The 23,177-nt window shown below is 64.5% G+C and carries 22 protein-coding genes and 1 pseudogene; 12 read left to right on the top strand and 11 right to left on the bottom strand.

The window, feature by feature from the left end:
* Positions 1–11 precede the first annotated feature (11 nt).
* Positions 12–2,528, top strand: coding sequence for a GAF domain-containing protein (locus AB7535_RS06270; protein WP_085402732.1), 2,517 nt, complete (start codon positions 12–14; stop codon positions 2,526–2,528).
* 21 nt (positions 2,529–2,549) lie between these two features.
* Positions 2,550–4,250 (top strand): alpha/beta hydrolase, encoded by a 1,701-nt coding sequence (locus AB7535_RS06265; protein WP_085402731.1) that lies wholly within the window; start codon positions 2,550–2,552, stop codon positions 4,248–4,250.
* Between the two features lie 3 nt (positions 4,251–4,253).
* On the opposite strand, the gene AB7535_RS06260 is transcribed toward AB7535_RS06265, so the two are convergent.
* Both AB7535_RS06260 and AB7535_RS06255 read right to left on the bottom strand, forming a co-directional pair.
* The gene (locus AB7535_RS06260) at positions 4,254–5,837 is read right to left on the bottom strand and encodes an MDR family MFS transporter (RefSeq protein WP_085402730.1); all 1,584 of its coding nucleotides are present in this window, start codon (positions 5,835–5,837) and stop codon (positions 4,254–4,256) included.
* Between the two features lie 156 nt (positions 5,838–5,993).
* Positions 5,994–6,509, bottom strand: coding sequence for a YcgN family cysteine cluster protein (locus AB7535_RS06255; RefSeq protein ID WP_085402729.1), 516 nt, complete (start codon positions 6,507–6,509; stop codon positions 5,994–5,996).
* Between the two features lie 292 nt (positions 6,510–6,801).
* On the opposite strand from AB7535_RS06255, the gene AB7535_RS06250 reads away from it, so the two are divergent.
* Genes AB7535_RS06250 through AB7535_RS06240 form a run of 3 tightly spaced genes read left to right on the top strand, consistent with a single transcriptional unit; the run spans position 6,802 to position 10,256 of the window.
* Entirely contained in the window at positions 6,802–9,087 is a 2,286-nt protein-coding gene (locus AB7535_RS06250) for a transglycosylase domain-containing protein (RefSeq protein WP_135214850.1), read from the top strand.
* Between the two features lie 9 nt (positions 9,088–9,096).
* Positions 9,097–9,675 (top strand): DUF1214 domain-containing protein, encoded by a 579-nt coding sequence (locus AB7535_RS06245; protein ID WP_028149914.1) that lies wholly within the window; start codon positions 9,097–9,099, stop codon positions 9,673–9,675.
* Complete coding sequence (locus tag AB7535_RS06240) at positions 9,672–10,256, top strand: DUF1254 domain-containing protein (protein WP_063984559.1); 585 nt, start codon at positions 9,672–9,674, stop codon at positions 10,254–10,256. The genes AB7535_RS06245 and AB7535_RS06240 overlap by 4 nt, the downstream gene beginning before the upstream one ends.
* A 347-nt stretch (positions 10,257–10,603) precedes the next feature.
* On the opposite strand, the gene AB7535_RS06235 is transcribed toward AB7535_RS06240, so the two are convergent.
* Positions 10,604–11,296 (bottom strand): glutathione S-transferase family protein, encoded by a 693-nt coding sequence (locus AB7535_RS06235; RefSeq protein ID WP_439037243.1) that lies wholly within the window; start codon positions 11,294–11,296, stop codon positions 10,604–10,606.
* Here AB7535_RS06235 and AB7535_RS06230 point away from each other — a divergent pair.
* Together AB7535_RS06230 and AB7535_RS06225 are read left to right on the top strand one after the other, a co-directional pair.
* Entirely contained in the window at positions 11,283–11,495 is a 213-nt protein-coding gene (locus tag AB7535_RS06230; protein ID WP_161495875.1) for a hypothetical protein, read from the top strand. The genes AB7535_RS06235 and AB7535_RS06230 overlap by 14 nt on opposite strands.
* Positions 11,496–11,701: 206 nt before the next feature.
* On the top strand, positions 11,702–12,640 hold the full coding sequence (locus tag AB7535_RS06225) for a transcriptional regulator GcvA (RefSeq protein ID WP_085402726.1): 939 nt from the start codon (positions 11,702–11,704) through the stop codon (positions 12,638–12,640).
* 73 nt (positions 12,641–12,713) lie between these two features.
* On the opposite strand, the gene AB7535_RS06220 is transcribed toward AB7535_RS06225, so the two are convergent.
* From AB7535_RS06220 to AB7535_RS06210, 3 genes are all read right to left on the bottom strand, one after another.
* Positions 12,714–13,460, bottom strand: coding sequence for a sulfite exporter TauE/SafE family protein (locus AB7535_RS06220; protein WP_085402725.1), 747 nt, complete (start codon positions 13,458–13,460; stop codon positions 12,714–12,716).
* Positions 13,461–13,589: 129 nt separating this feature from the next.
* Positions 13,590–14,186 (bottom strand): superoxide dismutase, encoded by a 597-nt coding sequence (locus AB7535_RS06215; RefSeq protein ID WP_085402724.1) that lies wholly within the window; start codon positions 14,184–14,186, stop codon positions 13,590–13,592.
* Between the two features lie 27 nt (positions 14,187–14,213).
* Positions 14,214–15,110 (bottom strand): DUF1259 domain-containing protein, encoded by an 897-nt coding sequence (locus tag AB7535_RS06210; protein ID WP_085402723.1) that lies wholly within the window; start codon positions 15,108–15,110, stop codon positions 14,214–14,216.
* 712 nt (positions 15,111–15,822) lie between these two features.
* Here AB7535_RS06210 and AB7535_RS06205 point away from each other — a divergent pair.
* A complete protein-coding gene (locus tag AB7535_RS06205; protein ID WP_049831723.1) occupies positions 15,823–16,605 on the top strand; it encodes a sulfite exporter TauE/SafE family protein in 783 nt (260 codons plus the stop codon).
* Between the two features lie 7 nt (positions 16,606–16,612).
* Here AB7535_RS06205 and AB7535_RS06200 read toward each other — a convergent pair.
* From AB7535_RS06200 to AB7535_RS06180, 5 genes and pseudogenes are all read right to left on the bottom strand, one after another.
* Positions 16,613–17,786, bottom strand: a pseudogene (locus AB7535_RS06200) (MFS transporter).
* Positions 17,787–17,814: 28 nt separating this feature from the next.
* Positions 17,815–19,035 carry an MFS transporter gene (locus AB7535_RS06195; RefSeq protein ID WP_167768055.1) on the bottom strand — a complete coding sequence of 407 codons (1,221 nt, stop codon included), beginning with the start codon at positions 19,033–19,035 and terminating at the stop codon, positions 17,815–17,817.
* Positions 19,032–20,402 (bottom strand): NAD(P)-binding domain-containing protein, encoded by a 1,371-nt coding sequence (locus tag AB7535_RS06190; protein WP_085402722.1) that lies wholly within the window; start codon positions 20,400–20,402, stop codon positions 19,032–19,034. Before AB7535_RS06190 ends, AB7535_RS06195 begins: the two co-directional genes overlap by 4 nt.
* A gap of 50 nt (positions 20,403–20,452) precedes the next feature.
* Complete coding sequence (locus AB7535_RS06185; protein ID WP_085402786.1) at positions 20,453–20,770, bottom strand: ArsR/SmtB family transcription factor; 318 nt, start codon at positions 20,768–20,770, stop codon at positions 20,453–20,455.
* Positions 20,771–20,860: 90 nt separating this feature from the next.
* Entirely contained in the window at positions 20,861–21,061 is a 201-nt protein-coding gene (locus tag AB7535_RS06180) for a GDCCVxC domain-containing (seleno)protein (protein ID WP_080586512.1), read from the bottom strand.
* Positions 21,062–21,159: 98 nt separating this feature from the next.
* Here AB7535_RS06180 and AB7535_RS06175 point away from each other — a divergent pair, with 98 nt between their 5' ends.
* From AB7535_RS06175 to arsC, 4 genes are read left to right on the top strand one after another with little or no spacing between them, the layout of a single operon-like run.
* Positions 21,160–21,522, top strand: a complete 363-nt coding sequence (locus AB7535_RS06175; RefSeq protein WP_063984569.1) for an ArsR/SmtB family transcription factor — start codon at positions 21,160–21,162, stop codon at positions 21,520–21,522.
* A complete protein-coding gene (locus AB7535_RS06170) occupies positions 21,515–22,042 on the top strand; it encodes an arsenate reductase ArsC (protein ID WP_085402721.1) in 528 nt (175 codons plus the stop codon). The genes AB7535_RS06175 and AB7535_RS06170 overlap by 8 nt, the downstream gene beginning before the upstream one ends.
* Positions 22,042–22,743, top strand: a complete 702-nt coding sequence (locus AB7535_RS06165) for an aquaporin (protein ID WP_085402720.1) — start codon at positions 22,042–22,044, stop codon at positions 22,741–22,743. The genes AB7535_RS06170 and AB7535_RS06165 overlap by 1 nt, the downstream gene beginning before the upstream one ends.
* Positions 22,740–23,159, top strand: coding sequence for an arsenate reductase (glutaredoxin) (arsC, locus tag AB7535_RS06160; RefSeq protein ID WP_071915639.1), 420 nt, complete (start codon positions 22,740–22,742; stop codon positions 23,157–23,159). The genes AB7535_RS06165 and arsC overlap by 4 nt, the downstream gene beginning before the upstream one ends.
* Positions 23,160–23,177: the final 18 nt, after the last annotated feature.

Here is a 23,177-nt window from a genome sequence, read left to right as displayed (position 1 = left end):
CCGGATTATCAATGACCGCGCCTCCCCAGGACAAGGCCGCCGAGCTCGAACGGCAATTGCGATCCCAAGCGGGCGAGAATGCCCGCCTGCGAGCCGAGCTTGCCATTGCGCGCGACCGCCAGAACGCCAGCATGGAGATCCTGCGCACCATCGCCAACTCCTCGGGCGATGCGGAGAGCTCGCTGCAACAGATCGCGGAAGCGACCATGCATCTGTTCGGCGCGCCGAGCGCCACCATTCACATTGCGGAAGGCGACGGGTGGTCCAGGGTGATCCGGGTCGGCGACAGCTCCATGCGCGTCGGCGCCGGCGTGCCGCTCGCCCAGCTCAAGATCGGCGGCCGCAACATGCCCGGCACCATCGTGGCCGAGAACCGGCAGGTTCATGTTCCCGATCTCGACAATGTCGATCCGGCCATCGCCGACTGGCCCGGCATGCCTCACGCTCGCGCCGCCGGCACGCGTTCGATGTCCGGCTCGCCGCTGCGGCTTGAAGGCAAGGCGATCGGCGCGTTAATCGTCTACCGCGACCGCCTCGCGCCCTTCACCGATGATGAGATGGCGCTGCAACAGAGCTTTGCCGACCAGGCCGCGATCGCGATCGAGAACGCGCGCCTGTTCAACGAGACGCGGGAATCACTGGAACGGCAGACCGCGACCGCCGACATTCTGAAAGTGCTGGCGAGTTCGCCCTCCGACGTGCAGCCGGTGTTCGACGCCGTCGCCGCCAACGCCAACCGGCTGATCGGCGGCTTCTCCACCGCGGTGCTGCGCTATGTCGACGGCGCCGCGCACCTCGTGGCATTCACGCCGGGCGATCCGGCCGGCGACCGCGTGCTCCAGGCCTCGTTTCCGGTGCCGTTCGCGCAGTTCCCGGCGTACCAGCTCACGGCCCATGGTGAATCGGCGCAGCTGCCGGATACCGAGCTCGAGCCGGCGGCACGCGACATCGCGCGCGCCCGCGGCTTTCGCAGCATGCTGTTCACGCCGCTGATGAGCGAGGGCGAGGCCAAAGGCGTCATCATCGCCACGCGGCGGACGACCGGCGCATTCGCCGAGCATCATGTGCGGCTGCTGCAGACTTTCGCCGACCAGGCGGTGATCGCGGTCAAGAATGTCAGCCTGTTCAACGCCACCCGGGAAGCGCTGGAGCGGCAGACCGCGACCGCGGACATCCTCAAGGTGATCGCGGCCTCGCCCGCCGACGTCACGCCGGTGTTCCAGGCCATCTCCGACAGTGCCAAGGCGCTGGTCGGCGGACATTCCTCCACCGTCACCCGCGTCATCAACGGCATGCTGCATCTGGCCGCCTTCACCACCGACAACGAGGCCGGCAACGCGGAGCTGCGTAGCTCGTTCCCGGCGCCGCTTGCGGCATCCGGCATTCACAGCCGGGTGGCGACGAGTGGTGACTACGCCTTCCGTAGCGACATGCAGAACGAGCCCGACCTCACGGAGGCCATGCGGGAGCTGGCGCGGACGCGCGGCTATCGCAGCATCCTCGTGATTCCGATGTTGCGCGATGGCATTGCGATCGGAACCATCGGCGTGACGCGCCGCGAGGCCGGCCCTTTCCCGGACAAGGCGATCAGCCTGCTCAAGACCTTTGCCGACCAGGCCGTGATCGCGGTCGAGAACACCCGCCTGTTCAACGAAGTGCAGGACCGCACGCGGGAGCTCGCCAGATCGCTCGACGATTTGCGCGCGGCGCAAGACCGTCTGGTCCAGACCGAAAAGCTGGCCTCGCTCGGCCAGCTCACCGCCGGCATCGCGCACGAGATCAAGAACCCGCTCAACTTCGTCAACAATTTCGCCTCGCTCTCGGCCGAGCTGACCGACGAGCTGAACGAGGTGCTTGCGCCCGTCCCGCTCGCCGACGATCTGCGCGCGGAGGTGGACGAGCTGACCGGGCTGCTGAGGGACAATCTTGGAAAGGTCGTGCAGCACGGAAGGCGCGCCGATTCCATCGTCAAGAACATGCTGCTGCATTCGCGCGAGGGCGGCGGCGAGCATCGGCTCAGCGACATCAACGCGCTGGTCGAGGAGAGTCTCAACCTCGCCTATCACGGCGCGCGTGCCGAGAAGCCGCTCTTCGACGTGACGCTGAAGAGCGAGCTCGACCCGGCGGCAGGTTCGGCGGAGGTGTTTCCGCAGGAGATTTCCCGGGTGCTCTTGAACCTGATCTCGAACGGGTTCTATGCGGTGACCAGGCGCCAGATGGGCAGCGGCGCCGCCGGTTACGAGCCGGTGGTGATCGCCGCGACCCGCGACCGCGGCGACAGCATCGAGATCCGCATCCGCGACAACGGCACCGGCATTCCGGAAGACGTGAAGGCGAAGATGTTTAATCCGTTCTTCACCACCAAGCCGGCCGGCGAAGGTACCGGTCTCGGGCTGTCGATGAGCCACGACATCATCGTGAAGCAGCACGGCGGCACGATCGACGTCACGACAGAGCCCGGCGCGTTCACGGAGTTCACGATCCTGTTGCCGCGAAAGAGCAGCTTTCCGGACACGACCGGAGGATAGCGTGGCTCGGGAGGTGCTTTCATGAATCCAGCTCGGTTCATTCGGCGACAATTGCTGTCGCTGTCCGGCGTCGGCCTCATGCTGGGTGCGCTGTTCTTCGCTGCCGCGCTGACGCCGACGCTGATCCCGCGCAGCTATCTCACGCAAGGCGCCCTCGCCGGCGGTTGCTTTGCGATCGGCTATTTCGCCGGAATCCTGTGGCGCCGGCTGTGGCACTATCTCGAACTGCCCGAGCCTTCGGCGCGCGCAAGATCAGTTGCGAATGCGCTTGTCGCAGTCGGGTGCTTGCTCGTCGTCATCCTCGCCCTCGCGCGCACCGCCGAATGGCAGAACTCGATCCGCACCGTGATGAAGATGGCGCCGGTGGAGACCGCCCATCCGCTCAAGGTCTGCGCCATCGCCCTGATCACGTTCGTCGTGCTATTGGCGCTGGGGCGGCTGTTCGCGCTTGTCGCCCGCTTTCTCGCCGCGCGCACACGACGCCTCGTTCCGCGGAAGGTCGCGAACGTGATCGGCGTGCTCGTCGCAGCCCTGCTGTTCTGGTCGATCGCCAGCAATGTCCTGATCCGCACGGCGTTCAACGCACTCGATTCCTCCTTCCGCGAACTCGATGTTCTGTTCGAGCCGGAGCGGCCGCAGCCAACCGCAGCCGACCGGACGGGAAGCCCGGCATCGCTGGTGAAGTGGACGGAGCTCGGGCGCATGGGGCGCCGGTTCATCGCCTCAAGCCCGACCGCAGCCGAGATCAGCGCCGTCACGGAAAGGCCCGCGCAGAATCCCGTGCGCGTCTATGTGGGGCTCGGCAGCCGCAACACCGCGCAAGCGCGCGCCAGGCTCGCGCTCGAGGAGCTCAAGCGCCAGCACGGCTTCGACCGCAAAATCCTGATCGTCATCACGCCGACCGGCACTGGCTGGATCGATCCGGCCGCGATGGATACGGTCGAATATCTCCACCATGGCGATGTCGCGAGCGTCGCGATGCAGTACTCCTATCTCAACAGCCCGCTGTCGCTGCTGTTTCAGCCCGAATACGGCGCAGAGGCGTCGCGCGCGTTGTTCGCGGAGATCTACGGCTACTGGACGACGCTGCCGAAGGACAAGCGGCCGATGCTGTATTTGCACGGACTGAGCCTCGGCGCCATGAACTCGGAGAAATCCGCGGAGCTGTTCGAGACGATCGGGGATCCCATTGGCGGCGCGCTGTGGAGCGGGGCGCCATTCGAGAGCCGCATCTGGCGCTCGGTCACTGCGAACCGCAATCCGGGATCGCCGGCCTGGCTCCCGGAATTCCGCGACGGCCGCCTCGTCCGCTTCATGAACCAGAATGGACCGACGGTGCCGCCGGATACGCCCTGGGGGCCGATGCGCGTCGTCTATCTGCAATATGCCAGCGACGCGATCACCTTCTTCGCCTACCGCGACGCCTATCAGGCGCCGGACTGGATGAATGCACCGCGCGGGCCGGACGTGTCGCCGGAGCTGCGATGGTATCCTGTCGTGACGATGCTGCAGCTCGCCCTCGACATGGCGGTCGCGACCGCGACGCCGATGGGCTTTGGCCATGTCTACGCGCCCGAGCATTACGTCGATGCCTGGGTTGCGGTGACAGATGTGAATGATTGGTCCGCCGAAGCACTCGCGAAGCTCAAGGAACAGCTCGCGGCGAAGGCGCGAAAGACGAGCGCAGGTGATGCCGACGACGATCCCGATCGCGGCGGCTAACCCCTACTCCGCCATCTCCACCTGCTGCGTGACGGAGGGGCCGGCGAGTGGCCGCTCCTCCATCATGATCAGGCAGAGCGCGGCGGTGGTCATCAGCGCGGTGGCGGCGCCGAAGACGTAGCGGAAGGCGTGGCGCATGTCGTCGGCGGGAATTGCGATGGCACCCGCGGCGTGATGCTCGCCGGCCAGCGGAACGTCGGTGCCGAGCGCGATCAGCAGGATCGCCGCGAACGCTGCGACCGTGAACGAGGACATCAGCGAGCGGAAGAAGTTCATCGCGCCGGTGATGGTGCCGACTTGCGGGCGCGCGACCGAATTCTGCAGCGAGACCACGCAGACCGGAAAGGTCGTGCCGAGGCCGAGCGCAAACGCGGCCATCAGCATCAGCAAGCCCCACAGCGGCAAGGTGGTGACCGTGAGCGCGAGGCCACACAGCGCGGCCCAGGACGTGCCGATGATGGCAACGCGCTTGTAGTGTTTTGCGCGCGCCATGGTGCGGCCGGCAATCGCCGCGCCGCAGGTCGAGACCGCCGCGAGCGGAATCAATGCGAGCCCCGCCTCGCTGGCGCTGAGATGGTAGACCGACTCGTAATAGAGCGGCAGCTGCACGGTGAGGCCCGTGATCGCACCGAGCCCGCAGCCACCGGCCGTCATGGCGAAAGGCGCCACCGAACCCGTCAATAGCTTCAACGGCAGGAACGGCTCGTCGGCCCGCCGCGCGTGCCACACGAAGGTGACCGCGAGCGCGACAGCGCCGCCCACCATCGCAAGCACCGTCGGCGAGAGCCACGGATAACGCGTGCCGCCCCAGGTCAGCACCAGCATGAAGACGACCGCAGAGGCCATCAGCAGCACGCCGCCGAGCCAGTCGACCTTGCGCTTGCGGTGGAACACCGGGATCTTCTTCATCTTCGGCAGCAGCATCGCGATGGCGGCGGCCGCGAGCGGGAGATTGATCCAGAAGATCATCGACCAGTGCAGATGCTCGGCGAACACGCCGCCGATGACCGGGCCCAAAATGCCGCCGACCATCCAGACGCTGGAGAAATAGGCCTGGTACTGGCCGCGCTCGCGCGGGGAGACGACGTCGGAGATCACGGTCTGCACGACCGGCATGATGCCGCCGCCGCCGAGGCCCTGAAGGCCGCGCGCCAGGATCAGCATCGGCATGTTCGGCGCGATCGCGCACAGCACGGAGCCGGCGACGAACAGGCTGAGCGAAATGATGATCATCACGCGGCGGCCGTAGATATCGCTCAGCGTCCCGAACACCGGTGCGACCGCGGTCGAGGCGAGCAGATAGGCGGTGATGACCCAGGAGAGGTTGGAGACGTCGTTAAACTGGCGCCCGATGGTCGGCAGCGCGGTCGCGACGATGGTCTGGTCGAGCGCAGCCAGGAACATCGTCAGCATCAGGCTGATCACGATGGTCCGGACCTCGTCCTGCGACAACGGCGCCGGCGGCGCGAGCGAAGGCGCGTCGTCGACGCTCAAGACCTCGCTGGGAAGGCGGGACAGCTCTTCGGCAATGTCGTCAGGCAAAGCCTGAATGTCGGCAGAACTGCTCTGCCGGTCGAACTTGTTCATCTCGATCGGAAGCCGTGAGGAGGCGCAAACGCCGCGGAGGATTCGTTCTATGCAGGCAATGTAGAGAGGAAAGTTCTTCTCAGGCAGGCACCGCGGCGCATGGGTGCATCCCGCCGCGGGGTCATCGCGATGACGTGATTCGACGTCGCAGGCGGGTCAGTCCTTCGGACGTCGCTTCAGGCGTGCCCGTTTCGGCAGCTGCGCCGGCCATTGCACGATGTGGTCCTCGAGCTCCTCGTCCGGGATCTCCTCCTCGCTGCCCTCGACCCGGCCGCGGACGGAGACGCCGGCTTCATGAACGGTGTTGGGATCGCCCGAGACCAGCGGATGCCACCAATAGAGGTCGCGCCCTTCGGCGACCAGCTTGTAGCCGCAGCTCGGCGGCAGCCAGTTCAGGGTGCGGACATTGGCCGGGGTCAGGCGGACGCAATCGGGAACCTTGGCGGAGCGATTCCGATAGTCCTTGCAGCCGCAGGTCCCGGCATCGAGCAGCTTGCAGCCGACATGGGTGAAATAGATATCGCCGGTATCCTCGTCCTCGAGCTTGTTCAGGCAGCAGCGGCCGCAACCGTCGCACAGGCTCTCCCATTCGGCCGTCGACAGCTCTTCCAACGTCTTGGTTTTCCAGAAGAATCCTTCCTGGCCTGAAGGTCGTTTGGGAGCTGCGGTCATGCGCCTCAACAAGGGTTCGAAAGAGCTACGGCTCGTTCATCTACGGCGTGCGGCCGGGACGCTGCAAGCAACGCCCAATTGAGGCCCGTAATGAACCGGGGTCAATTAGGCCTGTTGTTCAAAATCGCGAGCCTGACCATTGGTTTATGGGCCCTGCTCGGCTAGAAGGAACAGCAAGTCCCCTCGGACGCGAAACCGGCGCCTTGGGTTTGCCGTAACATTCCCTCAAGACGTCTCGGTGCCGCCCGGCCGGGTGCCTGAACGCTGTCGAACCGAGCCTCAAGGGTTCTAGGTGGTCCAGAACACACCATCCAACTGGAAGAGCCGCATCCGGAATTTCTTTCTGGACCTCGACGCGCGCATCGATTCCTCGCTGTTCTCCTCCGCCAAGGGCATCCGCGAGCTCTACGAGCGCTACTCGACCTTCATGGACCGCTTCTATGTCGGGCGGTGGAAGCGCTGGGTGTTCATCGAGCCGCTGTCGGAGGCCGCGACACTGGGCCTCGGCGGCCTGGTGGTGATGCTCACCCTGGCCATCCCCGCCTTCCGCGAGACCGCGGACGAGGACTGGCTGAAGAAGTCCGACCTCGCGGTGTCGTTCCTCGATCGCTACGGCAACCCGATCGGCAGCCGCGGCATCAAGCACAACGACTCGATCCCGCTGGAAGACTTTCCGGACGTGCTGATCAAGGCGACGCTCGCCACCGAAGACCGCCGCTTCTACGAGCATTTCGGCATCGACATCGCCGGCACCGCGCGCGCGCTCGTCACCAACGCCCAGGCCGGCGGCGTCCGCCAGGGCGGCTCCTCGATCACCCAGCAGCTCGCCAAGAACCTGTTCTTGAGCAACGAGCGCACCATCGAGCGCAAGGTCAACGAGGCCTTCCTCGCGGTCTGGCTGGAATGGCGCCTGACCAAGAACGAGATTCTCAAGCTCTATCTCGACCGCGCCTATATGGGCGGCGGCACCTTCGGCGTCGACGGCGCAGCCCACTTCTACTTCAACAAATCCGCGCGCGACGTGACGCTGGCAGAAGCCGCGATGCTCGCCGGCCTGTTCAAGGCGCCGACCAAATACGCACCCCACATCAACCTGCCCGCGGCGCGTGCCCGCGCCAACGTCGTGCTCGACAATCTCGTCGATGCCGGCTTCATGACCGAGGGCCAGGTGTTCGGCGCCCGCCGCAACCCGGCCTTCGCGGTCGATCGCCGCGACGAGGCCTCGCCGAACTACTATCTCGACTACGCCTTCGACGAGATGCGCAAGCTGGTCGACACCTTCCCGAAGTCGTACACCGAGCGCGTCTTCGTGGTGCGCCTCGCGATCGACACCAACGTGCAGAAGGCCGCGGAAGACGCCATCGAGAACCAGCTGCGCCAGTTTGGCCGCGATTATCACGCGACCCAGGCCGCGACCGTCGTCTCCGACCTCGACGGCGGCATCCGCGCCATGGTCGGCGGCCGCGACTACGGCGCGAGCCAGTTCAACCGCGCCACCGACGCCTATCGCCAGCCAGGCTCGTCGTTCAAGCCTTACGTCTACACCACCGCGCTCCTCAACGGCTTCACGCCGAACTCGATCGTGGTCGACGGTCCGGTCTGCATCGGCAATTGGTGTCCGCAGAACTATGGCCATTCCTATTCCGGCTCGGTGACGCTGACGCAGGCGATCACGCGCTCGATCAACGTCGTGCCCGTCAAGCTGTCCATTGCCATCGGCCAGAAGGAACAGCCGAAGGCGCCGAACCCGGCCAAGCTCGGCCGCGCCAAGATCGTCGAGGTCGCCCGCCGCTTCGGCCTCAAGGCACCGCTGCCCGACACGCCGTCGCTGCCGATCGGCTCGGACGAAGTCACCGTGATCGAGCACGCCGTCGCCTACGCCACCTTCCCCAACCGCGGCAAGGCGGTGACGCCGCATTCGGTGCTGGAAGTGCGCACCGGTGCCGGTGATCCGGTCTGGCGCTGGGACCGCGACGGTCCGAAGCCGCGACAGGCGATCCCGGCCTCCGTTGCCGCCGACATGGCCGGCATGATGAGCCACGTCGTCAGCGAAGGCACCGCGCGCCGCGCCGCGCTCGACGGCATTCCGACCGCCGGCAAGACCGGCACGACCAATGCGTATCGCGACGCCTGGTTCGTCGGATACACCGGCAATTTCACCTGCGCGGTGTGGTACGGCAATGACGACTATTCGCCGACCAACCGCATGACCGGCGGCTCGCTGCCGGCGCAGACCTGGCACGACATCATGGTCACCGCGCATCAGGGCGTCGAGGTCCGGGAAATCCCCGGCATCGGCATGGGCCAGAAGCTGCCGCCGCAGCCGATGGCAGCGCAGGCCAATGCGGCACCGAAGGTGCTGGAGACCAAGCCCGGCCCGCCGCCCGTGCTGACCAAGCGCGGCGCCGACGTGCTGGTGCGCGTCGAGAAGCTGCTCGATGACGCCGCCAGGACCGCGACCAAGGCGGCTGCCGACGACGACAAGCTGGCCAAGCCGGCCTCGTCGACGAGCGCGCTCGCCTTCCCGCAGAACTATGCGGAAGAGAATGCGAATGCATCCGTCCCGCGCAAGAACTGATCGAAACCCGTGCGGCTGATCCTGATCACATTGACGGCCCTTCTGCTCGCGAGCGTGGTCGGCGTCGGCGCGACCTGGATGACGACGACGCGCGGCACCGAGATCGGCGCGCTGACCATCGGCCCCTGGACCGCCCGCCCGCGCACCGGCACCGCCGACGTCGATCCCTATTCGCGCGCCACCATCGTGCGCAATGGCGAGCTGCCGATCGGCACCGGTGACGGCGTCGCCTTCACGGCGACCGCCGACGAGAAGAAGAAGGCGCTCGACGGCCGCTGCGACGTCGTCGTCTCCGGCGTGACGCCGCCGGCGCGGTTCTGGACGCTGACGCTGTACGACCGCAAGGGCCACCTCGTCGCCAATTCGCTGCAGCGCTATGGCTTCACCAGCCAGGAGATCGTGCGGCAGTCCGACGGGACGTTCGAGATCCGCATCGCCTCGCGCTCGCGCGCCGGCAACTGGCTGCCGACCGGCGGCATCGAGCGTTACGCGCTGATGCTGCGCCTCTACGACACCCCTGTCGGCGTTGCGACGCGCACCCAGCGCGATGCGCCGATGCCCACGATCAAGACGGTGGGCTGCTCATGATCCGCCTGATGTTCACCATCGTCGCGGGCGTGGTGCTGGGCCTCGTGGTCCATCTCGTCAGCGTGCTGGCGCTGCCGCGGATCGCGACACAGGACGCCTATTCGCGGCTGACGCCGATGACGAAGCTCAACGCCGTGACGCAGCTTCCCCTCGCCGATCCCAACAATTCGCCGATGCCGTTCATGGACCCGGCCTTCGCGATCGCGATCTGCCGCTATGATCTCACCGGCGGGCCGCTCAAGCTTACGGTGCCGGTGAGCCAGGCCTACACCTCGGTGTCGTTCTACACCCGCAACGAGATCGCCTATTACGCCATCAACGACCGCTCCGCCGGCAAGAAGGTGATCGAGCTCGACCTCATGACCGAGCCGCAGCATAACGAGCTGCCCGAGGACGAAGAGATCACCGCGGCCGACCGCCTGATCATCGATTCCCCTGCTACCACCGGCCTGATCGTGATGAAGGCGCTCGCCGCCGAGCCCGGCCTGATGCAGCAGGCGCAAAACTCGCTTCAGGCTGCGACCTGCGCGCCGCAGACAGAAGCGCCGGCCAAGGCGGAAGCGCCGCGCGGGCGGCGCTGAAACGCGGCCATTTCGGCGCCCTCAAAACAAGAACTGAAAAACAACCCCATGCACAGTAGCGGGGGCGTTGAAACTGTTAGCTAATCTGAACGACCGATCAGCAGCAGCGCGACCTCAGCGGCGAGACCATTTTGGCCGCCTTTGACACGTCGGGCAAAACACTGGCATGATGGCAACATCGAAAGTTCGTAACACCCGCGGCGGAGCAATCCGCCGCGTTTTTTTCATGTCGTAGCACAGGTTGCCGTGATCTAAGGATCACCGTCGTCCCCCGCCGCTCGAAAACGCAATCCACTGCGTCGGGTACCTGGCGGAAAGTCCCTGCCCCCAGTGTCAGTCCACCTAGCTCAATATCTCGGGCGGTGCGAGTGCGCCCACTCGCGGGCATGCGCAATGGGCGCGCGCGGCGGCAGGATCGCGCGCAGCTTCTGCGTCGTCGGCAGGCTCTCCATGCGCTCCCGCCATAGACAGAACGCCGGATATTTCGGGTACATGGCCTTGCCTTCCTCCGTCAGGCTGAACGCAAAGGTGCTTGGCAACAGGTAGAAATCCGCGATCGAGAGTTCTGGACCGAGGAGGTAGTCCCAACCATCGGCGAGCTCGCGCTCGATGGCCACGAGTGCGTTCTCGACCTTCGGCAGTGCGTGCGCCACCACCTTCTCGTCGGATGCAATCCCGAGCTCGGGAAACACCAGCCGCTCGTGGGTCACATGGTAGATCATGTAGGGATAGACGTAGGAATCGACGACACCGATCCATTGATTCATGCGAGCCCGCGCGTGCGGGTTCTGCGGCGTCAGCCGTGCTCCCGCGAACACCTCGTCGATGTAGCCGACGATGGCGCGCGTCTCGTAGACGGTGAAGTCGCCGTGCCGGAAGATCGGAACGCGGTTGAACGGATGGAGCGCGAGATGCTCGCTCCTGCCCATCACGGGCTCGAGGTCCTCGAAGCGGTAGGCCACGTCCTTGTGGGTGAGGACGAGCCGCACGATGTTGACGAACGTGCTGCGGGGAAAGCCGTAAACGATGGTCTCGGACATCTTTTCTCCTCCCGGTTCGCTTGCCGTCGATCGGGCTCGATCAGCGCCAGAACGGCTTGTTCGCTTGCTCCAAGGCCTCTTCCCGAGTGAGCCCGAGATCGGCAAGGAGATGGGGATTGTCGGCAATCGCGCGAAGATCGTCGCGCTGATTTACCCGCTCGATGCGGGCAAGCCATCCGCCGATCAACGCCTGCCATGAATTTTGCTTATGATCCGCAGCCGTCGCGCTGCGTCGAACTCGCGCCGGAAAACCGCGATCGGCAATAGGTATTGACATTTATTGCCTCCAAATCCCATGATTTCGTGTCGTGGCCGCCTGCATAGGGCCGGCAGGGCAAAGTCCGCAAAGCATCGTTTCTCGGCCAGCCCCAATTTTTCTCATGAAGTCCCTCAGGAAGGTGCGTCATGCGCCCGCGTTTGCCACCGCTGAACGCACTAAAGGCCTTCGAAGCCGCAGCCCGCCACGAGAGCTTCACGCGGGCCGCCGAAGAGCTGTGCGTCACGCAAGGTGCGGTGAGCCATCAGGTCAAGGCGTTGGAAACGGAGCTCGCCATCAAGCTGTTCAGCCGCGAGCGCCAGCGCCTGATCATCACGGAAGCGGGCCGCGACTATCTCGCGGTGATACGCGATGCGCTGGATCGAATTGCCACCGGAACGGAGCGGCTGTTGCAGCGACAGAACGCAGGCGTGCTCACGGTCAGCACGTCCCCGGATTTTGCCGCCAAATGGCTGGTGCATCGCCTCGGCCATTTCGCGGAAGCGCATTCGGGAATCGATCTCCGCGTCTCGGCAACGATGCATCACGTCGATTTTGCGCGTGAGGAGGTCGATCTTGCGGTCCGCCATGGCGATGGAAACTGGCCGGGCCTCGATGCCACAAGGCTCTGCACGGAACGGCTCTTCGCCGTATGCAGTCCCAAGCTGCTGTCGGGACGCCGCCGCATCGGCGGGGTCGCGGATATCCTGAGATTTCCCCTGATCCACCTCGACAGCAGATCCGACTGGGCAGATTGGCTACGTGGCGTCGGCATTGACGACGCCGATGTCACGCATGGTCCGGTGCTCAATCGCGCCAGCATGGTCATCGATGCCGCAATCAACGGCCAGGGCATCGCCCTGGCCCGCACGACATTAGGCGCCTGGGACCTGATCAATGGACGGCTGGCGCTGCCCTTCCCGGAGTCGGTGCCATTGTCGAAGAGCTATTGGATCGTCTGCCCCAAGGCGACCGCGTCACTTCCGAAGATTGCGACATTTCGTGACTGGCTGCTCGCGGAGGCGTCGAGCGACCTGCGCCTGCTTAAATCCGTCACCGGAACACCAAAGGCAGCGAGGCGGCGATAAGGCCTCTTTCCGGCGATTTTCTCGTCCGCGGAGAATAGTCCGAGGTGGTAAGCCGCCGGGGATTCGGCTGATATCAACGCAGTCCGAACGACAGCACCGATGCGATCAGCGACAATCCCGCGAGCAGCAGAAGCGCCAGCACGGTCCTGCGGAAGTTCTCATCGTTGATCTTGCCGAACAATTTGAAACCGGACCAAAGGCCGGCGACCATGAAGGGAACGCCGAGCGCATAGAGCACCAGCGTCTCCCTGGTAATGGTACCGGCTACGGCCTGAGAGCTCGAGATGACAACGAACGCCACGAACAACACCGGCTGAAATACCGCGCGCTGCACGTCCTTGGGCCAGCCACGCCATTGGCAGGAAATCGTCGAGATGACGCCGCCGAGCCCTGTCAGGCCGCCAAGCAAGCCGTTGGAGACGCCAATGGCGATATCGGCCCCGACTCCGATCTTTACCGGAGCGAATACGGGCTTCGTCAGGCCGTAGATTGCGTAGAGCACCAGCAGGACCCCCACACCAAATCGGAGGTAGCTGGGGTTCAGGTAAGCGAGAATGCTGACGCCGATCGGGATGCCGATGACAGTTCCGAGCGCGAGCGGCCAAGCCTTCCGAAGGTCGAGGAGACGTCGCAGCTTGAAGATGCCGTAGCCCTGCGTGAGCAAGCCGTAGCCCGCGATCAAGGTAGCGGTCTGCATCGGCGTGATGATGTGCAGCCATACGCCCGACACCACGAGGCCCATGGCGAATCCGGAAAAGCCGCTGACGAAGCCGCCAGCGAGCGCGGCAAGAGCGAAGAGAGCGAAGACAGGTCCTTCCATAGCTCGTCTCCCCAAGAACAATGCAGGCGAGCACTTGGATGGATATCCATCTGATGGGGAGGTCGCGGGTCCCCGCAGTCGATCGCTCGTTTGGCAATACCTCGGCGTCCTATCCCCCTCCCGCCTCTTTCAGGATTCCCCGGCGTATCGATCGTACAATTTGGCGGCGTTCTCCCAGCGAATGGCCTCCATGTAGACGTCGACATAGCGGGCGGCGGCAGCGCCGAAATCCATGTGATAGGCGTGCTCATACATGTCGAGCACCAGCACCGGCCGACCGCCGGCGAGCGTTGTGGTATGATCTGCGGCCCATTGATTGATGAGCCACCCGTCACGGGGTGAATAGGCAAGGATCACCCACCCCGAGCCGCCGCCTTCGGCCTTGCCCATGGCTGCGAATTCCGTACGCCAGCGCTCGATGCTGCCAAAGTCGCGCGCAATCGCATCGGCGAGAGCGCCGCTCGGCCTCTCGGATCCACCAAGACCGTCGAAGTAGATCTCGTGCAGGATCATCGAGTTCGTTGCGATCAACTCCTCGCGCTTCAGGCCGTTGATGAGAAAGTTCGGCGCCTTGGCGAAATCGAGCTCTGCGAGCTGAGCGCCAATCGCGTTGAGCCGCTTCACGGCTCCGCCGTAGTTGTTCTCGTAGTGGCTGACGAGCACCTTTTCGGAGATGCCGCTGATCGACTTTGGATCGAACGGCATCGGCTTGGGTTCGTAACGCATCGGGCGTCTCCTCCCTCGATCTTTGGCTCAACTCTTCGTGCTGGCAGTCTTGTCCAAGGCCGCGCGCAAGCCTTCGGCGAGCTTCACAGCATCGTCGTTCGCCCAGAAGTGCATGAAGAAAAGCCGCGGCTGCTCATCCAGCATGTGGCTATGCAGCGCGGTCACCTCGATGCCGTGCGCGCGCAGCGCCAGAATGACAGGGTTGACCTCGTTGCCCGTCAGTACGAAGTCGCCCGTGATGGCCGCCTTCCCGCCCTCGGTCGGCTGGAAGTTGATACCGATCGCAACGCCCATTGGAGCGACGGGGGTCAATGGCATGCCGTCTTGCGTGATCGGATCACGTCGCTTCACGTTGAATTGGTAGACGCCTCCGTTGGCCTGTCCCTTGCTGCCGATAATCTGGTCGAGCTTCGCGGTGTCGAGGTCCACGGCCGGCGGCGGGCTCGCCGGCGCTGCGACGGTCAATGGAGTCTTGCTTTCGGCGAGTGCATCGTGGATCGCAGCGGCGAGCTTGACCGGGTCCCCGTGCCCGGCAACATGCATGTAGAACGTCGCCGGACTCGCGCGCAGCAGATGATTGTGGATGGCCGTGATCTCGAGGCCGTTCGCGATCATCTTCGCCATCACAGGATTGATCTCGGTTTCGAGCAGCACGAGGTCGCCCATGACCATGGCGCCGCCGTGCCCAGGCTTGAACGCAACCCAGCCGCCGAGCGCCAGCGCCGGCTTGATCGTCACCCCGTCCAGCGTCACGGAGAGATCGCTGCGGGGAAAGCCGTAGCGGTGGACGTCGTCCGAAACGGCGGGCTTGCGGCCCAGCGTCTCGTCAACCTTCTGCCAGTCGATGTTCTGCGCTTGAGCCGTCGAGACCGAGCCAAGGAGGCAGGCGCCGAGACCGATGAACGCGAAGAGTGTGTTTCTCATTGATGTGCTCCTAGGTCTTGAAGCAGCTGCGGCTAATCACGCCCCGAGATCGATCGCATCGGTCCATCAAGCGGGAGGCCCAATCCTGGACGTCGCGCGAGCGTCGCCCGGCGCCGGGTATCAGGCGGGGGTCGGCTGAGACGTCCCCGTCAATGCGCGCATCGATAAGCGCCGGCGTATTCGCCGTGCCGATCAGTCTAGATAATCTGCCGGAAGAAATGGGGATGTATGATGCTGACATGCTGCGCCCTTGGTGATTAAGGACGCGATACTTGGGCATGTCGCCTCACGGGGAGATCGCACATCCCCGTAGCGGCGAATTAAAACCCGGATGGCCGAACTGTCAACCTGCTTAAGTCGGGGAATGCAGAAGTCATCGGAGGCACGTCACGAGGATTGCGCCGACGGTTTGGAACCTTTGGCACGTCGAGCAAAAGACCGGCATACCGGCAGCATCTAAAGTTCGTAACACCCGCGCGGAGCAATCCGTCGCGGTTTTTTTCATGTCGGAGCAAAGCGAGCCATGATCGAAGGATCGTCATCGTCTCCTGCCGCTCGAAGCCGATTGGACGTAAGTTTGCAACGCCCAAGATTCTAGACTAGCCTGTTCTTCAGCCCCACGCCCTGCCGTAAGCAGGTGTGAAGCTCCCCGCCACGACGGATTACGGGCAAGTCTAGTTTCGCGCACCAGCGCATTTTTTCCGTCGTGACCATGCGAAACAATTCCGCCGCGTTCGGCTCGGGCGCAATCATCGGTACCTTGGGCGGCCTCATCGGCCTCGGGGGCGCCGAATTTCGTCTGCCGCTACTCATCAGCTTGTTCAGGTTTCGCGGTCTTGAAGCCGTGGTCCTCAACAAGGCGACGAGCCTGATCGTGGTGGCCAGCGCGCTGCCATTTCGTGCCCGCGCCGTTCCCTTTGCCGAAATATATGCGCATTGGCCGGTCATCCTGAATCTGCTGGCGGGCAGCCTTGTTGGCGCCTATGCCGGAGCATCCTGGGCGACGCGCCTCAAGTCCGAAACGCTCTACAAGGTCATAGCCGTCTTGTTGCTGCTGATCGCAGGTGTGCTTCTGTTCGCACACAGCACTGCGGCAGCACCCGCCCCGGCGCTGACTGGCATGTACCTGATTATCGCGGGCGTAGCGGCAGGCTTCGTGATTGGCATCGTGGCGTCGTTGCTCGGCGTTGCCGGTGGAGAGTTCCTGATCCCCACCCTGATCCTGCTGTTCGGCGCGGACGTCAAGCTGGCAGGCAGCCTCTCACTCGCGGTAAGCCTTCCGACGATGCTGGTGGGCTTCGCGCGCTATAGCCGCGATCAGAATTTTTCAGTGCTCCGCGCCAACTGGCAGTTCATGCTTGCAATGGCGATCGGATCGATCGTCGGTACATTCATCGGCGGCTTGCTGCTCGGCGTTGTCCCGAATTCGATTCTTTTGCCGGGATTGGCTGCGATCCTGGTCATCTCAGCCGTGGAGATATGGCGGCACGAGTAGAGCTGGCTCAGCCGTGATGCGTTCGATCCATCCGCGCCCAGAGCAGCGCGAACGGACCGAGCGCAATGCCGGCCGCAAGAACGACGAACGCCAGCAGCCAGGCCGGTCGCGCTCTGTGGGCCGCCGGCGGCGTCGAGCGCGGCGCCGGTTCCCCAGGCTCCGACCGCCGACAGACCGAAGCCGACCGTCGAATGCAAGGCCAGGGTCGCGCCGCGATGTTCGGAAATCGCAGCGGCAGACATGCCGGCAGTCAACGCACCTGAATCGGCGGGCACGGTCAGGCCATAGGCGAGCAGCAGCAGTGCGAGCACCCATGCCGGCGCCGTCGCGCTGAGCCCGATGATAAGTGCGACACAGGCCGATGCGATCATGACGACCGTGATCGCCCGATGGCGGCCGAATTTCAGCGCGGCCTCGTTGCCGAGGATGCTTGCGGGCATCGAGATCACCGCGAAGCAGAAGCTCAGCACGACGGGACTCAACCAAGACGGCGCGCCCTGGTGCGCAACGACGAACGTCCAGAACCCGACCAGCCAGGTGCGGATGCCGTAAAGCTCGAAGCAGTGCGCGCCGTAGCCGAGGATGTAACCGAGCGCCTCGCGGTTGGCGAAGACGGGCGCGAAGTTGAGCAGACGCCCCGCCTTCGGCGCGGGCCGCTGCTCCCGCATCAGAAGGCACGCGATGACCATGGCGACGGGGCCGAAGCCAGTGACGAGGAAGGCGATCCGCCAACCCCAGCGGTCGGCGATCAGTTGCGCGACCAGGAACGAGAGGCCGACGCCGACGGAGAAGCTCGACGTATAGAGAGTAACGGCGCGCGAGGTGTCGCCGGCGGGAAGCCGGTCCGTCAGCGCCTTCAATCCCGGCATGTAGGCGCCGGCAAAACCAAGTCCTGCAAGGGACCAGATCGCGGTCGCCGACCAGAACCCTTGCGCGAAGATTCCGAACGCTGCGGTCGCGAGCCCGCTGACGATCGAGCCCCAGAGCAGGACAATCCGCGCGTCGATCCGGTCGGTCAACGTCGTCAGCACGGGCACCGCGAGCATGTAGCCGAATGCATAACCGCTTGCCATCAAGCCGCCTTCGGCCGCCGACAGTCCCCACTCAGGCATCAGGTGCTGCGCCAGATTTGCGGACAACGTCACATGCGGCAACAGGTTGCCGACCTGCCCTATGCACATCACCGCAATCAGAGACCGGCCGCCGAGCTTACGAATTTTGTTCTCCCACCTGAAGCGGCGCTGAGTTTGCCCGCTCCGTACGAAGCAGCAAGAGAGCGAAGAAGGCCGAGACCGAGACGAGCGCGCTGATCCACAGCGCACTGCTGCCGAAGTGCTCCACCATCAGCCCCAGTGCGAGCGGCGCGGCGGCACCCGTCAGTCTAGAAGGCAGCGAGATCATGCCGACCCGCTTGCCGAATCCGGCCGGCCCAAACAGCGCCAATGGAAGCGTCCCACGGGCAATGGTGATGATGCCGTTGCCCGCTCCGTACAGCACCGTGAAGGTCGACGCGAGCAAGGGTCCGCCCATCACCAGCGCAACGACGCCGATCGGATTCATCAGCATGGCCAGCCTCGCCGACAGCAGCGGGTGAAACCGGGCGAGCCATCCTGCTTCCAGCAGACGCGCGCCGACTTGTGCAGGCCCGACCAGCGCGCCCGCGAGCAGGGCCTGAGCCGGTGTCGCGCCGAACGCAACCAGCATGGTCGGCAGAATGGCCGAGATGCCCGAACTGACGAAGCTAGCTGCCGCGAACATGTAAGCCAGCAGCACCATCGCGAAGGTCTCGCTCTGGCGTCCGGATTGCTGGATTGCACCCGGCCCCGGTCGAGCCTGCTGGTCCAATGGGACGGCGCGCGGCAGCGAGAGATTGAGCGGCAACGCAACAGCGATATGGATCGCCGCCCATATCTGACAGGCGACGCGCCAGCCGTACTCCGACGCGAGCCAGGTCGTGAGGGGCCAGCCGAGCGTGCTGGCGAAACCGGCGATCAGCGTGATGCCGGTGATGGTTCGTCGTGCATTGGTACCGTAGATGCGCGCAAGCGTCGCAAAGGCCGCCTCATAGAGGCCCATCCCCATGCCGATCCCCAGCAGCGCCCAGGCCGCAATCAGCACCGCCATGCCATGGGCCACGGACAGCAGGAGCAAGCCTGCCACAAACACGAGGTTCGAGATTGCGAGCAGGCTGCGCCCGCCAAACGTATCGATGGCATGCCCCACGCGCGGGCCGAGCAGGCCAGAGATGACGAGCGCTCCCGACAGCGCGCCGAACACGTAAGTCGGCGCGAGACCGAGATCGCGCGCAATCGGCGCAGCCAGGATGGCCGGGAGATAATAGCTCGACGCCCATGCAACCGTTTGCGCGGTGCCGAGCGCGGCGACGACGCCGAGCGGGCCTCGGGCTTGGCCCGCGAGAACTCGCTTCATGAACAACCACACCCCGAACCGCCGGCCTTCTTGGCTGTTTCGTCGGCAGAACAGCAGGCGGACAAATCCTCCTTCGCCGGCCCGCCGCAACATCCCGATGCGGTCCCGGCGGCCTCGACACCGCCACGTGTGCAGACGCCGGTCTCCGGCAGCACAAGCTCCACCCTCGCCGCCGCCTCCTTGTCGCCAGCGAGATCGGCCGCAATCGAGCGAACCTGCTCATAACCCGTCATCATCAGGAAGGTCGGAGCGCGGCCGTAGGACTTCATGCCAGCCATGAAGAAGCCCGCTTCATCATGCGCGAGCTCGCGCGCGCCGTGTGGACGCACCGTCCCGCAGCTATGCTCGTTGGGATCGATCAGCGGCGCCAGAGCGACCGGTGCCTCGATGGCGGGATCGAGCCGCAGACGCAGTTCAGACAGAAAGGAGAAGTCTGGACGGAAACCCGTCGACACGATCAGTTCGTCCACGACCACGCTTCGCCCACCGCAACAGGACCCTGCCGCGATCTTGAGGCGACCTTCGGAGTCCGAGAGGTGCGTGACGCCGAATTCGGTTTCGACCTTGATCTTCCCGGAGGCCACAAGTGCGGCGAAGGCACTGCCGAGTTCGCCGCGTGCCGCGAGTTTATCGTTACGGCCGCCGCCAAAAGCCTTCGCGGGATCGGCGCCGCGCAACAGCCAGACAGGCTGCGTACCCGGCACTTCGCCGGCGAGATACACGAGATCAATGAGAGTACCAACCGCGGAGTGGCCCGCGCCCAAGACAGCAACGGTCTTGCCAGCATATCTGGAACGAGCGACACCCCGGACATCCGGCATGCCATAGGCGACACGGTCGCCGTATTCGGGCTCGCCGATCGCCGGCAAGCCATTGCGGCCGGCCGGATTGGGGGAGAACCATGTGCCTGAGGTATCGATCACGGCATCTGCACGCAGAACCTCGGGCCCCCTGCCGTTCTGGTAGCGGATTTCAAAAGGCGCCTGCTCGCGCCCCCTGGTCTTCGCCTTGTCGAAGCCGACGCGGCTGATGGCCGAGACGCGGCTGGAGGTCCGGATCACATCGCGCAGCGACGTTCGCGTCGCAAGCGGCGTCAGGTATCGATCGAGCAGTTCGCCGCCGGTCGGATAGGATTGCGGGTCCGGCGAATTCCATCCCGTCGGTGCAAGCAAGCGCGCGGCGGCCTTGTCGACATTGTACTCCCACGGCGAGAAGAGCTGGACCTGCTGCCACTGGCGGACGGCGTGTCCGGCTTCGGGTCCGGCCTCGAGCACAATGGGAGACATGCCGCGCTCGAGCACGTGCGCGGCCGCAGCCAGGCCGACCGGTCCTGCCCCGATAATGGCAACTGTCTTTCCGCCGCTCATTTCGCTACTCCGATTGTTCTAGAATCATCGAATAATTCGGCACAAAAAAATCAGGCCGCCGTCTTGGCATCCTTGCATTCGGTTTCGTCCGCACAGCACTCCGACACCAGGAAATCCACCAGGCCCCGCATCCCGTCGTAGTTCGCGTGGCAGACCAGGGTCGTGGATTCGCGGACCTGACTAATCAGCCCGACCGCAACCAGAGACTTGATGTGATGAGATAGCGTCGATGCCGGGATCTTCAGCTTGTCCTGCAAGCGGCCGACGGGCATGCCCGATCGGCCAGCGCGGACCAGGGCCCGATAGATCTGAAGCCGTGTCCGGTTACCCAGGGCTTCCAAGCGTGCTGCTGCGTCGTCGATCTTCATGACCATAAGATGCGCCGATCCGCCCTCGCCGTCAACCATATTTCTAGAATATTGGAAATATGGGAGAGACCGCCCCCCGGCGGGGCGGCTTCAGCAGCACTTTCCGTTCTGCTGGATCGGCGGACAAGGGACCGATCCGTACGAACAGAAGACGCAGCAATCGCCGCTCGTCGGCTTGAGCCGGGTCCCGCATCCCTTGCAATCGTAGAAGAACTGACAGGCGTCGGTCGGCATGGTTTCGGCTGACGCGTGATGACAGACCGGACACGTAATGACCGATTGGGTTTGCATTGCCGGCTTTCCTCGATCGCAAGACAGGATGCATTCTAAACGCGCCCAGTTCGGAAATTCAATTGACGCTTTATCATCATTTCTATAAATCTGGATATATGGAAACTGAAGAAGCAGTCCTCGCGCTCGCCGCCCTGTCACAATCGACCCGTCTGGAGGCCTTCCGGACGCTGGTCCGACACGAGCCCGATGGCCTTGCGGCCGGCGACCTCGCACGTCTGCTGGAAGTCCCCCCGAATACGCTTTCGGCTCATCTCTCGATCCTGACGCGTGCCCGCCTCGTCACCTCCGAGCGACACAGCCGTTCGATCGTCTATCGCGCCAACCTTGCGGAGTTCAGGGACGTCGCGGTTTTCCTGCTTCGGGATTGCTGCGGCGGCCGGCCCGAGGTTTGCGAACCGGTCGTCGAGAGCCTTCAAGCCTGCTGCTCGCCAAAGCGAAAGGAGCGAAGCCGTGCCTGACCAGATGTACAATGTTTTGTTCCTGTGCACCGGCAATTCGGCGCGCTCGGTCCTCGCCGAGTCGATCCTTCGCAAGGACGGAGCCGCCCGCTTTCAGTCCTTCTCCGCCGGCAGCACCCCGAAAGGGACGGTCCACCCGCTCGCGCTGCGCACGCTGGAAAGCATGGACTACCCCGCCGACGGAATGCGCTCGAAGAGCTGGCTGGAGTTCGCCGCTTCCGATGCGCCGGTGATGGATTTCGTCTTCACCGTTTGTGACGATGCGGCCGGTGAATCCTGCCCCATCTGGCCGGGACAGCCGATGACCGCACATTGGGGTATCGAGGACCCCGCCGCAGCCGAAGGTACCGATCTGGAGAAACAGGCAGCGTTCGTCACCGCATTCCGCTACCTCAAGAATCGGATCGACACCTTTGTGAGCCTGCCGCTCAGGAGCATCGACAAGCTCTCCCTCGGCACCAAGCTGCGCGAGATCGGACGCTCCCAGGGCGCAACACATTCAACGCCGAAGGCCGGCTGATGGACAATTTCGATCTTCCACGGCGCCTCGCAGCCGAAGCGCTCGGCACCGGCATTCTCGTCGCCACCGTCGTCGGCTCCGGCATCATGGCCGAGACGCTGACCAAGGACGTGGCGCTGGCGCTTCTGTGCAATACCCTGCCGACCGGAGCCATTCTGGTTGTCCTGATCACCGTGCTCGGTCCGATCTCCGGCGCGCATTTCAATCCCGCGGTGACCCTCGTCTTCGCCGGCAAGCGCGAGCTTCCGGTCAACGAAGCCGTGCTCTACGCGGTCGCGCAGATCGCCGGCGGCATCGCGGGAACGATGGCCGCGCATCTGATGTTCGGACTTCCCCTGCTCGATCTCTCGACGAAGGTTCGAACGGGCGGGCCGCAATGGTTCGCCGAAGCGGTCGCCGCCTTCGGTCTGGTCGCGACGATCCTGGCCGGCATCCGATTTCAGCGGACCGCGGTTCCCTGGCTGGTGGGCCTCTACATCACGGCAGCCTATTGGTTCACGGCCTCCACGTCGTTTGCAAATCCGGCGGTGGCCATCGCGCGGTCGCTGACGAACACGTTCTCGGGCATTCGTCCGACCGACCTGCCCGGATTCATCCTTGCGGAGCTCTGCGGAGCATTCGCCGGCATGCTGTTGATGAACTGGCTGCTCGGACAGTCGAAGTCGCGCGGCCCTGTCCCAATTGCGGAGACGACCCGATGAACGTTACGATCTACCACAACCCCGATTGCGGCACCTCGCGCAACACGCTGGCGATGATCCGGCAGAGCGGCGCGGAGCCCACTGTCATCGAATATCTCAAGACCCCGCCATCGCGCGAGACGCTCAAGCAGCTGATTGCAGCGATGGGCATTCCGGTTCGCGCATTGCTGCGCGAGAAGGGCACGCCGTACAAGGAACTCGGCCTCGCCGACCCCAAATGGACCGACGACCAGTTGATCGACCAGATGCTCGCGCATCCCATTCTCATCAACCGCCCGATCGTCGTGACCTCGAAGGGCACGCGCTTGTGCCGCCCTTCCGAAGCCGTCGTCGATCTCCTCGACAATCCGGTCGGCCGGTTCACGAAGGAAGATGGCGAGGTGGTCGAAGCGCGCCAGGCAACTCACCGCCCCTAACGCTCCTCAGTCGAAATC

Source organism: Bradyrhizobium sp. 956_D2_N1_4 (genome assembly GCF_052076025.1).
Lineage (GTDB): Bacteria > Pseudomonadota > Alphaproteobacteria > Rhizobiales > Xanthobacteraceae > Bradyrhizobium > Bradyrhizobium barranii.
This window is presented reverse-complemented; position numbering and strand designations above follow the sequence as displayed.